The sequence below is a fragment of the Nonomuraea corallina genome (assembly GCF_027620315.1).
Taxonomy (GTDB): Bacteria; Actinomycetota; Actinomycetes; order Streptosporangiales; family Streptosporangiaceae; genus Nonomuraea; species Nonomuraea corallina.
Genome location: NZ_JAPNNL010000213.1, coordinates 1 through 11,809, shown reverse-complemented (window position 1 = coordinate 11,809; position 11,809 = coordinate 1). Strand labels below are relative to the sequence as shown.

Below are 11,809 nucleotides of genomic sequence, written 5' to 3'. Positions count from 1 at the left end.
GGGCAGGCGGAGCTGGGGCTGGCCGACGGGATCGCGGCGCCGAGCGACCCGCTGCGGATGCCGGACGTGGGTCCGCTGATGCGGGCCGGGGTGGGGGAGGAGCCGCTGGTGGTGGCGTTGCCGGCGGGTCACCCGCTGGCGGGGCGGCCGGGGCTGCGGCTGGCGGACCTGGTGGACGCGCGCTGGCTGCAGACGCCGCTGTGCCCGGTGGAGCGGCTGCGGGAGCTGGCCGGTGACGGGTTCCGGCCCGCGCTGACGTACACGGGCCAGGACGTGCGCGCGGTGGTGAACCTGGTGGCGGCGGGGCACGGCCTGACGCTGCTGCCCGCCTCCGCCGCGGCCGGGGTGCCGGGCCTGAGCGGGGTCGCGGTGCTGGCGCCGCGGCTGGTGCACCGGGTGGAGCTGCTGCACGGCACGCTGCCTCCGGGCCCGGCCGCCGAACTGGCCGCCGAACTGGCCGCCGGGCTGTCGGGCCCGGGCTGAGGGCCGCGGGTCAGGCGGCCTCGGTGTGGCGGCGCACGAACGCGCTGATCAGGGCGGCGACCTCAGCCGGCCGTTCGGCGACCATGCCGTGCCCGGCGTCGATCTCCCGTACCTCGACGGCGGGACGCTCGGCGGCCAGGGCGGCGAGGTCGCGGCGCAGCCCGGCCCGGTAGGCGTCCATCAGCGGGACCAGCGGCGGCGGGACGGGCGGGTTGCGGGTGGCGTTGACGATGAGGAACGGGACGGTGAGGCGGCGGAAGACGGGCAGCGCGTCGGCGAGCTCCGGCAGCTCGCGCAGCGCGCCGGTGACGCCGGGGCCTGGCCGCAGCAGGAACCCGCCGTCGTGGGGGCGCAGGTTGCGGCGCAGCGACCGCACCCACGTCTCGGGGTCGACGTCCTGGGCGGCGGCGAAGGCGCGCTGCCCTTCCAGGAACTCCTCGGCCTGCCCGGCGGTCATCGGCCGGGCCATCATGGCGACCTGCTGGGTGAACAGCTCGTGCAGCACGGCCAGGCCGCGGTCCACCTGTTCGGGGTCGAGGCCGGCGTAGTTGGCGGGGTGGGTCTCGGCGGCGCGGTGGCCGTCGAGGCTGACGGCGGCCGGGCAGGCGGGGTGGCGCTCGGCCCACAGGCCGGCCAGCATGCCGCCGAGGCTGTGCCCGGCGACGGCGGGCTCGCGCAGTCCGAGCGCGGCGACGACGTGGTCCAGGTCGTCCAGGACGGCCTTCCACGTCCACGGCCCGTCGCCGGAGCGGCCGTGGCCGCGCAGGTCGACCGCGACCGGCCGCACCCCGGTCAGGTGGGCGACGACCGGCGCCCAGGCGAGCAGGCTGCCGCCCGCTCCGTGCAGCAGCAGCAACGGCGGGCCGTCGCCGCCGTGGTCGTGGACGGCGATCGGGATGTCGCCGTCAAGGATGGTCTCCATGCACCCCTCCGGGGTCGAGTCGTTCGCGGACCGAGCGCGTGGTGACGCCGCCGTCCGGGTGCGGCCGGAGCTTTCCTCTGCGCACCAGGTCGTGCACGCCCTGGCGGGTGATGCCGAGCATCGCCCCGGCGACCGCGTACGGGACGCGGTCGGCGGAGGGATGGCCGACGCGCCGGGCGATCGCCCGGCCCAGGGGGGTGCGCCACCATGCGGGCGGCGGGTCGAAGGCGGCGTCGCCCGGGTACAGGACCGCGATCAGCCGCGCGCCGGTGTGGACGGCGCGTGACCGGTCGGGGCCGAGCAGGTCGGCCGCCCAGGTGGCGGCGTCGTGCCGGGCCCTTGCGCGCAGCTCCTCCAGAGCCCCGGCCGCGCCGCCGCCGTCGCCGTCGCCGTCGCCGTCACCGCTGCCGCTGCCGTCGCCGAGGAGGATCTCCAGCGGGTCGAGCAGCCTGCTGCCGACCAGCCGGAGGATGTCCCCTTCGAGCGCGTCGTGTTCGTCCCTGTGTTCCTGGCCGTGTCCATCGTGGGTCATGTCGCCTCCCGCACTACTTGACGAACCATAGCAAGTACTTGACGTATGACGTCAAGCATTGGGGGTGTGCCATTCCCCCGCGCCTCCCGGGATCGGCGCCCGCGGATCGTACGGCTCGCGGGTGAAGACGAACGAGTTGAGATCCAGATGATCCGCCGCCACCCGCAGCGTCTCGCCCGCGTAGTAGCCGTCCAGCCCCAGCCACGTACCGTCCTCGCGCGGCACGAACCGCGACGCCCGCCCGCCGCCGGACACCGGCGCCAGCGACAGCCCGCGATCGGGCAGCAGCCGCAGCGTGAACGGCGCCGGCCCCCAGTGCCACAGCCCGGTCAGCGCCAGCAGCCCGGGGTCGGCGGCCTGCGGCGCCCACTCGCGTGGCAGCCGCGGCTCGTGCTCGTCCAGGATCGCCAGCAGGTCGAACAGCAACGTCCGCCCCACCCCGGAGGTGGTGTTGGCCAGGAACAGCGCCCCCGTCGCCTCCGCCGGATCGGCCCACACGGTGGCCAGGAACCCCGGCATCGACCCCGTGTGACCGGCCAGTCGGCGGCCCTGATGGCGGGCCAGCTGCAGCCCCAGCCCGTAACCGCCGGTCCAGGCGTCGCCGTCGTCGACCGTGGCCGGCTCGCGCATCTCGGCCAGCGTGCCCGCCTCCAGCACGCCGCCGGTGTCACCGGCCACGAACGACGCCCACCGCGCCAGATCACCGGCCGTCGACCACAGCTGCCCGGCCGGCGCCATCGCCCCGTGGTCGTGCTCGGGCTCGGTCAGCAGCACGTCGGCGTACGGGTGCACGGCGTAACCGGTGGCGTGCGGCGGCCTCGGCCGCGCCGTGGTGTCCCGCATCCCGAGCGGCTCCAGCACCTCGGCCCGCACCGCCTCCAGCCACGGCGCCTTCCGCACCCGGGCGACCACCTCGCCCAGCAGCGCGTACCCCGCGTTGGAGTAGTGGTAGCGGCGCCCCGGCCGGTGCTTGACCTCGCCCGGCCCGAGCCGGCCCAGCAGCTCGCCCGCCGGCACCCCCGGCGTGCGCTCCCACCAGTCCGTCGGCGGCTCGGCCGTCAGCCCGCCCGTGTGCGACAGCAGCTGCGCGATCGTGGCCTCCCCGGCCCGCGCCTCCGGCACATGCCTGCCCACCGGGTCGGCCAGGTCGAGCAGCCCCTCGTCACGCAGCCGCATCACCACCACGGCCACCATGCTCTTGGTGATCGACCCGAGCCGGTACTGCGTCGCCGGCGTCGGCTCGCCCCCCTCGGCGACCCGGGAGGCGTCGGGCCCGGCCGGCCCCGTCGTACGGCCGCGCCCGGCCTGCCACACGATCCGCCCGTCGCGGACGATCGCCGCCACGATCGAGGGAACACGCGATCCGCTCTGCTCGACGGCCAGGCGGCGCATCAGCGCACGAGCCGTCACCTGTCCCACCAGCGTCATGGGCACCAGGGTAGGCGTTCCCCCGAAACCCCAACGATCTCACCAACCCCGTCATCCCCACCGACCTCGCCGGTCAGCGGGGCTCTGCTGCGTCGAAGGCGTCCAGGATGAGCGCGGTCGCGTCCAGCCCCCGCGCGGTGACGCCCAGCCGGGGCACCTCGATCGGGCCGGGCCACGTGTGACCGCCGCCGTCGATCGTGTAGAGCCGCACGGCCGCCCCCCGCTCGCACCCGTCCCACGCGCGCAGCCGCACCGACCGTACGGGGGAGCTGACCTCGGGCTCCGGGCAGCCGAGCGCGGCCGCCCACTCCTCGGCGCTGCGCCGCACCGGCGGCAACGTCACCAGGTCGGCGAGCTTGCGCAGGTCGCCGGTGGCGTCGCGCAGCGGATGCCCGCCCCGGTACGGCACGGCCCGGTCGGCGGTGCCGTGGAAGGCGACCAGCGTGACCGGCGGCGGGTCCTGGCACGGCCGCACCAGGCTCAGCCCGGCGACGACGGCCACCCCGGCCAGCCGCCCGCGCAGCCCGCACGCCAGCGCCGCGGCCATCCCGCCCCCGTACGACAGCCCGGCCGCGAACGCGCGCCGCCGGTCCACGCACAGGCGCTGCTCCAGCCGGTCCAGCAGCGCCCCCAGGAACCCGGTGTCGTCGGGGCCGAACCCGCGCGGCAGCGTCCAGGCGAGCCGGTCCTCGGCCACCTGCGGGGTCGCCACGACGTAGCCGCGCGCCGCGCCCGCGCGCGGCAGCCGGCTGTAGGCGGCCTGCTCGCGGGCGTTGGAGCCGAGCCCGTGCAGGTTGAGCAGCACGGGGTGCGGGCCGTCGCCGTCGGGCAGCGCCAGCAGGAACTCCCGCTTCATCCCGGCGAACTCGATCGTGTGCCGCCCCTCCTTCAGCCGGGGCCCGCCGCCGTCGCAACCGTCCGGCGCCGCGACCGCTGTGGGCGTGCCGGTGGGCGTGCCGGTGGGCGCGGCAGGCGGGGTGGCCGAGGTGGCCGAGGTGACCGGCGCCGGGGGCCGCGCCGAGCAGCCCGCGGCCGCTACCGTCACGCTGAGGAGCGCCGCCACGATGACGCCCAGCCCGCGCCCGGCCAAGCCACCCACCTCCCGCGCTTCGCGGCCCGACCCTCGGGCTCCAGTGTCCCCCGGCCGCCGGCCCTTCAGCGCACGACCTTCAGCGCACGCCCATCAGTGCACGACCTTCAGCCCCACGACCCCGCCCACGATCAGCGCCAGGCACACCAGCCGGGCGGTCGTGGCGGCCTCACCGAGGAAGACCATCCCGTACACCGCGGTGCAGACGGCGCCGATGCCCACCCACACCGCGTAGCCGGTGCCGACCGGGATCGACCGCAGCGCGTACCCCAGCCCCGCCATGCTCGCGGCCAGCGCGGCCACGAACAGCAGGCTGGGACGCAGCCGCGACAGGCCCTGCGAGGCGGCCAGCGCCGCCGCCCACACCGCTTCCAGCAGACCCGAGACGACGAGCACGATCCACGCCACGACGACACACCTCCGAGAGAACCGACCTGTGGTCCACGTCGTCTTGTCGTGCCGGGTACGACGCGCTCGTCCGGGGCGTGCCTGCGGGGGAGACCCACGGCGGGCAGCCGCAAGAGACGCTACCACCCGCCCCCCGGTGCCGGGCCCGGCGCTCTCGGAGGAACGGGATCACTCCCAGTCGGAGCCGAATCCCGCGAAGAAGTACGACGCTTCGAAGGACGACGAGTCGATGAACATCGTGATGCCCAGCCCGAAGGAAACGCCATGGTTCATCGTGATCGTGTTGTCCGGCGTGATGGAGAGCTTGTTGCCGCAGATGAGCACTCCGCGGTCCTCGATCCGGTTGGTGTTGTCGAAGATGTGCACCCGCCGGATGCAGCTGCTGACGTCCGAGTTGCCCAGGATGAAGATCCGCTTCAGCCGGGGGCGGATCCCGGCGAGGATGACGGGGGTGGGCATCGGCACGTGAAACCACTGCTGGGTGCCCCTCTTCAGCTTCACCTGCGTGCCGAAACCGAACCGGGTGCACTGGAGAAGGAGGTCGGGCGTTTCGGGGATCACCGCGTTGCCGTGGGTCCACATGGCGGTCAGTGCCACGGTTCCTCCTCGTCGTCGATCGGACGTCAGGCGGCAGCCGCGCCCGAGGGGGTGAACGTGTCCTTGGCATACCCCGCGGCCGGTCGCGATCCACCCTGCCGCCGCCTCGTCTTGTCCCGTGGCCGGGGGATACGCGGCAGGCACCGGCCCCGCCGCACGGACGGGGCCGGTGACGGCAGGGGCCGGTCAGTCAGCGCAGATGGCGAAGACGCTGATGCCGACGCTGTTGTAGCCGATCTGGCGGCCCAGGGCGATCCAGCCGCGTCCGTCGTCGGTGGGGAACGACCCCACCAGGATGGCGCCGTTGCCCTGCGCCTCCGCGCCGCCGCCGAGGACGCGCTTGGAGCCCGGGCAGTACAGCGTGCGGCGCTGGAAGTTCGGCACGTTGGCGTTGGGCAGGGTGACGAGCTGGTAGCCGGGCGGCAGCGCCGAACGGCCGGTGCCGGCCTCGGCCGGCGTGGACGTCTGCAGCGCGACGACAGCGGCCGTCACGCAGCCCGCCGTGGCCAGGGCGGCGAGGGAAACGAGCAGGGACTTCTTGGACCGCACGGTTTCTCCTTGTCTTGGTCCCCGACAGGCATGACGACCGGCCGGCGCGGCGCCGGCCGGAACGGTGCGAGATCAGGGAACGGAACGAATACGAAGAGTATCGATACAGTTACCCTTCGTGTCCAGTGCGGCCCGCCGGACCATTGCCCGATCGCGACCGCCACCCGCGCGTACATCCACGAGCCGGCGCCCCCCTTTGCCATGCCGGCTCGGTGGCGGGCCCATGCTGCTCTACCCTTGCCACGGAAAGACAGGCGGGAGAGGGGTCTGGTGTGAAGCCCGGCGCGGACGGTCCACCCTTTTCGTCGCTCGACGCCGTCCTGGAACGCATCACCTACGCGGACGAGGACAGCGGCTACACCATCGCCCGCGTGGCCACCGGCCGCTCCGGCTCCGAGCTGCTCACCGTCGTCGGCCCGCTGCTCGGCGCCCAGGTGGGGGAGTCGCTCCGGCTGACCGGCCGCTGGACCTCCCACCCCCGCTACGGCCGCCAGTTCGAGGTCCACTCCTACACCACCGTCCTGCCCGCCACCGTCCAGGGCATCCGCCGCTACCTCGGCTCCGGCCTCATCAAGGGCATCGGCCCCAAGATGGCCGAACGGATCGTCGACCACTTCGGCACCGACACCCTCGACGTCATCGAGAAGGAACCCGGCCGCCTCACCGAGGTGCCCGGCCTCGGCCCCAAACGCACCCGCATGATCGCCGACGCCTGGGAGGAACAGAAGATCATCAAAGAGGTGATGGTGTTCCTCCAGGGCGTCGGCGTGTCCACCTCCATCGCCGTACGCATCTTCAAGCAGTACGGCGAGCGCAGCGTCGAGGTCGTCCGCACCCAGCCGTACCGGCTGGCCGACGACGTGTGGGGGATCGGCTTCAAGACCGCCGACACCATCGCCCAGGCCGTCGGCATCCCGCACGACAGCCCCGAACGCGTCAAGGCCGGCCTGCGCTACACCCTGTCCCAGGCCGCCGACGACGGCCACTGCTACCTGCCCGCCCCCAACCTCGTCGCCGACGCCGTCAAGATCCTGGAGGTGCCCGCCCCGCTCACCGCCTCCTGCCTCGACGAACTGGCCGGCGCCGAGGGCGTGGTGCGCGAGCAGGTGCCCGCCGGCGACAACGAGGTCCCGGCCGTCTACCTGCCGCCGTTCCACCGCGCCGAGCAGTCCCTGGCCGGCTCCCTGCTCACCCTGCTCCACCACGGCCACGACCGGCTCAAGGCGTTCGCCGACGTCGACTGGGACAAGGCCGAGTCGTGGCTGCGCGAACGCACCGGCGCCGACCTGGCCGGCGAGCAGCGCCAGGCCGTCCGCCTGGCGCTCACCCACAAGGTGGCGGTGCTGACCGGCGGCCCCGGCTGCGGCAAGAGCTTCACCGTCCGCTCCATCGTCACCCTCGCCCGCGCCAAACGCGCCAAGGTCATCCTGGCCGCCCCCACCGGCCGCGCCGCCAAACGCCTGTCGGAGCTGACCGGCCACGAGGCCACCACCGTCCACCGGCTGCTGCAGCTGCGCCCCGGCGGCGACGCCGTCTTCGACCGCGACAACCCCCTCGACGCCGACCTCGTCGTCGTCGACGAGGCGTCCATGCTCGACGTGCTGCTGGCCAACCGGCTCGTCAAGGCCGTCGCCCCCGGCGCCCACCTGCTGTTCGTCGGCGACGTCGACCAGCTGCCCTCCGTCGGCGCCGGCGAGGTGCTCAAGGACCTGCTCGCCGCCGCCGACATCCCCCGCGTACGGCTCACCCAGGTGTTCCGGCAGGCGGCCGAGTCCGGCGTCGTCGTCAACGCCCACCGCGTCAACTCCGGCCTGCAGCCCCAGCTGGCCGGGCTGGACGACTTCTTCCTGTTCCCGTGCGAGGAACCCGACGAGATCGCCGCCCTGGCCGTCGACGTGGCCGCCCGCCGCATCCCGCGCCGCTTCGGCCTCGACCCGCGCCGCGACGTGCAGGTCCTGGCCCCCATGCACCGCGGCGCGGCCGGCGCGGGCGCGCTCAACGCCGCCCTGCAGGAAGCGCTCACCCCGGCCCGCGACGGCCTGCCCGAACGCCGCCACGGCGGCCGCGTCTTCCGCGTCGGCGACAAGGTCACCCAGCTGCGCAACAACTACGACAAGGGCGCCGCCGGCGTGTTCAACGGCACCGTCGGCGTCGTCGCCGACATCCGCCCCGACGACCACGCCCTGACCGTCCTGACCGACGAGGACGAGAGCGTCGAGTACGCCTTCGACGAACTCGACGAGCTCGCCCACGCCTACGCCGTGTCCATCCACCGCTCCCAGGGCAGCGAGTACCCCGCCGTCGTCATCCCGCTGGCCACCAGCGCCTGGATGATGCTGCAGCGCAACCTCCTCTACACCGCCATCACCCGCGCCAAGAAGCTCGTCGTCATCGTCGGCTCCCGCCGCGCCCTGGCCCAGGCGGTCCGCACCCGCGGCGCCGGCCGCCGCCACACCGGCCTCACCCACCGGCTCACCCGCACGCCATGATCCCGTCACCGGTTTTCCCGGCCGCGTCACCGCGCTGACCTGCGCCTCACCCACGAAAAGTGATCGAAATGTGACTGAACTCTCCCAAACCAATTCCCGTCATACATGCAGGAGCATTAGGGTCTTTTAGTGCGTCGCACGTAACTGGGGAGAGGTTCCGTTGACCATCACCACACCTTGGAGGAAGACCGCCACAGGGGTCGCCCTGCTCGCCGCCGCGACCCTGACCGTGTCATGCTCCGCGCCGGCCGGCACCGGCCCCGGCGCGTCCGACGCCACCACCTCCGCCACCCCCGAACCCCCCACCCTCACCATCACCCCCGCCGAGGGCAGCGCCAAGGTCAACCCCGGCAAGCGGATCGTCGTCACCGCCGAAGGCGGCGCGCTCGACCAGGTCACCGCCGAAGGCGACGACGGCCAGATCGAGGGCACCTTCAACACCGACCGCACCAAATGGGTCTCCAAGACCCCGCTCAAGCCCGCCACCGGCTACAACGTCTCGGCCACCGCCGGCGCCGCCACCGTCACCAGCGCCTTCACCACCCGCAAACCCGAACGCGTCCTGCAGATCACCGACGTCACCCCCAACATCAAGGGCGAGAAGGTCGGCATCGGCATGCCGATCATGGTCCGGTTCAACCAGCCCGTCGCCAACAAGGCCGCCGTCGAACGCGCCCTCCAGGTCGAGGCCGAAAAGCCCGTCAACGGCGCCTGGCGCTGGATCGACGACTCCTACGCCATCTACCGCCCCGCCAAGTACTGGGCCCCCAACCAGACCGTCACCTTCAACGCCGCCCTCGACGGCGTCAAAGCCGGCAAAGACCTGTGGGGCATGAAGAACTACGACTACGACATCACCATCGGCGACAAGGTCGTCAGCAAGGTCGACGTCAACAAGCACATGATGTACGTCTACCGCAACGGCAAGCGCGTGCAGACCATGGCCATCAGCGCCGGCAAGGCCACCACCCGCGAATACACCACCACCAGCGGCGTCCACCTCACCATGGAGCGCGCCAACCCCGTCCGCATGATCTCCCCCGGACGCGAGAAGGGCGACCCCGGCTACTACGACGTCATCGTCGACCACGCCGTCCGCATCTCCAACAGCGGCGAGTACGTCCACGCCAAGAACAACGTCTGGGCCCAAGGCCGCCAGAACGTCAGCCACGGCTGCATCAACGCCCGCCCCGACCAGGCCAAATGGTTCTACGACAACTTCCAGCGCGGCGACATCGTCGAGATCACCGGCACCGACCGCGAACTCGAATGGAACAACGGCTGGGGCTTCTGGCAGATGTCGTTCAACCAATGGAAGAAGGGCAGCGCCCTGAAGGACGAAAGCTGACCCTCCCCGCGCCCTGACCCGCCGCCCGGCGCGGGGGAGCGGTCACACCAGCGACAGCTGCCCGAACCTCGGCTCCCGCGCCTCCGGCTCACCCGGACCGCACCGCATCCCGTACACCCGGCACAACTGCGCGATCTGCCCCAGGATCCGCTCCTCGTAAGCGGCAGAGGGCAGCCCGTCACGCCCGTACAGCTCCTCATACCGGGCCACCAGCCCCGGATGCGCCTCACCCAGCCACGCCCCGAACCACGACCGCGTGCCCGCGGGCAGCCGCAACACCACCGGCTCCACCGCCCGCACCCCCGCCTGCCCGATCCGCCGCACCGTCGCCGCCAGCTGATCGGACCCGTCACTCAGCAACGGCAGCACCGGCCCCATCAGCACCCGGCAGTCCACCCCCGCCTCCACCAGCGACGCCACCAGCTCCAGCCGCGCCTGCGCCCCCACCGCGCCCGGCTCCACCGCCCGCCGGATCCGCTCGTCCACGAACGCGATCGACACCGCCACCCGCACCCCGGACCCCGCCAGCAACGCCGCGTCCCGCAACACCAGCGGACTACGCGTGTAGACCGTCGCCGGCACCCCCGCCTCCGCCAGCGCCGTCACGATCCCCGGCATCAACCGGTACGTCTCCTCCGCCGGCTGATAACAGTCACCGCTCACCCCCACCGCCAGCGGCTCACCACCCCACCGCGCCAGCTCCGCCCGCAACCGCGCCACCACGTTCGGCTTCACCACGATCGAGGTGTCGAAATCACGCCCCGCGTCCAGCCCCAGCCGCCGATGACCCGCCCGCGCGCCACACCCCAGACAGGCATGGGCACACCCCCGATAAGGCGACACCGCCCACCGCTGCGCGATCCCCACGACCGGCGGCACCCGCTCGATCACCACCCGCGCCTGCGTCTCGTAGAAACCCCCGCGCAGCACGGCACGCCGCTCGATCAGCGGCCGCTCACCGGCCACCTCCACCAGAGGACGCGCGTCCCAACCCACCACCCAAGTGGAACACGCATTCGACACCGTTTTCAACCCGAACGGCGAACACCCTGTCACCCCGCCCGCCACCGGCCACCCCGATAAACTTGAACACCCGTACCACATCCGGGGAGAACACCCATGGCCTGGCTCTTGCTCACCCTCGCCATCGCCTGCGAGGTCACCGCCACCTCCGCACTCAAACTCAGCGACGGCTTCACCCACCCCGGCTGGACCATCACCACCGCCATCGGCTACATCGCCTCCTTCACCCTCCTGGCCCAAGCACTCAAACTCCACCTCGACATGGGCACCGCCTACGCCGTCTGGGCCGGCGCCGGCACCGCCGCCATCGCCCTCATCGGCGCCGCCTTCATGGGCGAAACCCTCACCCCGCTCAAAATCGGCGGCATCCTCCTCATCATCGGCGGCGTCGTCATCCTCAACCTCGCCGCCACCCCATGACCCGCCAGGAACGCGGCCGCCGCCGCCGCGCCCACCTCCTCACCACCGCCGTCACCCTCCTCACCGAAGGCGGCTTCACCGCCGTCACCCACCGCAACGTCGCCCGCCGCGCCGGCCTCCCGCTCGCCGCCACCACCTACTACTTCACCAGCCGCGACCAGCTCCTCACCGAAGCCTTCCAGCACCTCGTCCACACCGAACTCGACACCCTGCGCCACTGGATCACCCAGCACGGCCTCACCGAACTCGCCGACCAGATCCACCACGCCGACCGCGACCGCCAGCTCGCCCTGTGGGAGCTCTACGTCCACGCCGGCCGCCACCCCCACCTGCGAGACATCGCCCGCCACTGGACCGAAGGCTGCGTCCGCATCCTCACCGACACCCTCCACCTGCCCGCCGGCGACCCCCGCCCCCGCCTCCTCCACACCGCCATCTCCACCCTCTGGCTCGAACACGTCGTCGAACAACACCCCCTCGACCACACCCGAACCCTCCTCACCACCGCCGTGGCCACCCT

General features: G+C 73.0%; 13 protein-coding genes and 1 riboswitch. Of the genes, 5 read left to right on the top strand and 8 right to left on the bottom strand.

Annotated elements, in window-relative coordinates; all coding sequences use genetic code 11:
* The coding region (locus tag OUY22_RS32765; protein ID WP_270159138.1) for a LysR substrate-binding domain-containing protein at nt 1-483 on the top strand (483 nt) is incomplete at its 5' end.
* Between the two features lie 10 nt (nt 484-493).
* Here the strand turns inward: OUY22_RS32765 and OUY22_RS32760 are convergent.
* The 7 genes from OUY22_RS32760 to OUY22_RS32730 form a co-directional block, all read right to left on the bottom strand.
* On the bottom strand, nt 494-1,405 hold the full coding sequence (locus OUY22_RS32760; RefSeq protein ID WP_270159137.1) for an alpha/beta fold hydrolase: 912 nt from the start codon (nt 1,403-1,405) through the stop codon (nt 494-496).
* A complete protein-coding gene (locus OUY22_RS32755) occupies nt 1,389-1,937 on the bottom strand; it encodes a hypothetical protein (RefSeq protein ID WP_270159136.1) in 549 nt (182 codons plus the stop codon). Before OUY22_RS32755 ends, OUY22_RS32760 begins: the two co-directional genes overlap by 17 nt.
* Before the next feature lie 51 nt (nt 1,938-1,988).
* Complete coding sequence (locus tag OUY22_RS32750) at nt 1,989-3,365, bottom strand: serine hydrolase domain-containing protein (protein WP_270159135.1); 1,377 nt, start codon at nt 3,363-3,365, stop codon at nt 1,989-1,991.
* Between the two features lie 73 nt (nt 3,366-3,438).
* On the bottom strand, nt 3,439-4,455 hold the full coding sequence (locus OUY22_RS32745) for an alpha/beta hydrolase family esterase (RefSeq protein WP_270159134.1): 1,017 nt from the start codon (nt 4,453-4,455) through the stop codon (nt 3,439-3,441).
* A gap of 93 nt (nt 4,456-4,548) precedes the next feature.
* Nucleotides 4,549-4,863, bottom strand: a complete 315-nt coding sequence (locus OUY22_RS32740) for a DMT family transporter (RefSeq protein ID WP_270159133.1) — start codon at nt 4,861-4,863, stop codon at nt 4,549-4,551.
* 32 nt (nt 4,864-4,895) lie between these two features.
* Nucleotides 4,896-4,962: riboswitch (guanidine-III (ykkC-III) riboswitch) on the bottom strand.
* Between the two features lie 69 nt (nt 4,963-5,031).
* Complete coding sequence (locus tag OUY22_RS32735) at nt 5,032-5,460, bottom strand: DUF6623 family protein (RefSeq protein ID WP_270159132.1); 429 nt, start codon at nt 5,458-5,460, stop codon at nt 5,032-5,034.
* Nucleotides 5,461-5,646: 186 nt separating this feature from the next.
* Nucleotides 5,647-6,009 carry a hypothetical protein gene (locus OUY22_RS32730; RefSeq protein WP_270159131.1) on the bottom strand — a complete coding sequence of 121 codons (363 nt, stop codon included), beginning with the start codon at nt 6,007-6,009 and terminating at the stop codon, nt 5,647-5,649.
* 272 nt (nt 6,010-6,281) lie between these two features.
* Between OUY22_RS32730 and recD2 the strand changes: the two genes are divergently transcribed.
* Both recD2 and OUY22_RS32720 read left to right on the top strand, forming a co-directional pair.
* Nucleotides 6,282-8,498: an SF1B family DNA helicase RecD2 gene (gene recD2 / locus OUY22_RS32725; RefSeq protein WP_270159130.1), complete on the top strand. Its 2,217-nt coding sequence runs from the start codon at nt 6,282-6,284 to the stop codon at nt 8,496-8,498.
* Between the two features lie 160 nt (nt 8,499-8,658).
* Entirely contained in the window at nt 8,659-9,846 is a 1,188-nt protein-coding gene (locus OUY22_RS32720; protein ID WP_270159129.1) for a L,D-transpeptidase, read from the top strand.
* Between the two features lie 42 nt (nt 9,847-9,888).
* Here OUY22_RS32720 and OUY22_RS32715 read toward each other — a convergent pair whose 3' ends face one another.
* On the bottom strand, nt 9,889-10,842 hold the full coding sequence (locus OUY22_RS32715; protein ID WP_270159128.1) for a radical SAM protein: 954 nt from the start codon (nt 10,840-10,842) through the stop codon (nt 9,889-9,891).
* Nucleotides 10,843-10,965: 123 nt separating this feature from the next.
* On the opposite strand from OUY22_RS32715, the gene OUY22_RS32710 reads away from it, so the two are divergent.
* Both OUY22_RS32710 and OUY22_RS32705 read left to right on the top strand, forming a co-directional pair.
* Nucleotides 10,966-11,289, top strand: a complete 324-nt coding sequence (locus tag OUY22_RS32710) for a DMT family transporter (RefSeq protein WP_270159127.1) — start codon at nt 10,966-10,968, stop codon at nt 11,287-11,289.
* Nucleotides 11,286-11,809, top strand: a 524-nt coding sequence (locus tag OUY22_RS32705; RefSeq protein WP_270159126.1) for a TetR/AcrR family transcriptional regulator, incomplete at its 3' end; no start/stop codon positions are given. The genes OUY22_RS32710 and OUY22_RS32705, both read left to right, overlap by 4 nt.

Coding starts and splice junctions, on each gene's coding strand:
- OUY22_RS32760 (WP_270159137.1), bottom strand. CDS start 1,405: ATGGAGACCATCCTTGACGGCGACATCCCGATCGCCGTCCACGACCAC.
- OUY22_RS32755 (WP_270159136.1), bottom strand. CDS start 1,937: ATGACCCACGATGGACACGGCCAGGAACACAGGGACGAACACGACGCG.
- OUY22_RS32750 (WP_270159135.1), bottom strand. CDS start 3,365: ATGACGCTGGTGGGACAGGTGACGGCTCGTGCGCTGATGCGCCGCCTG.
- OUY22_RS32710 (WP_270159127.1), top strand. CDS start 10,966: ATGGCCTGGCTCTTGCTCACCCTCGCCATCGCCTGCGAGGTCACCGCC.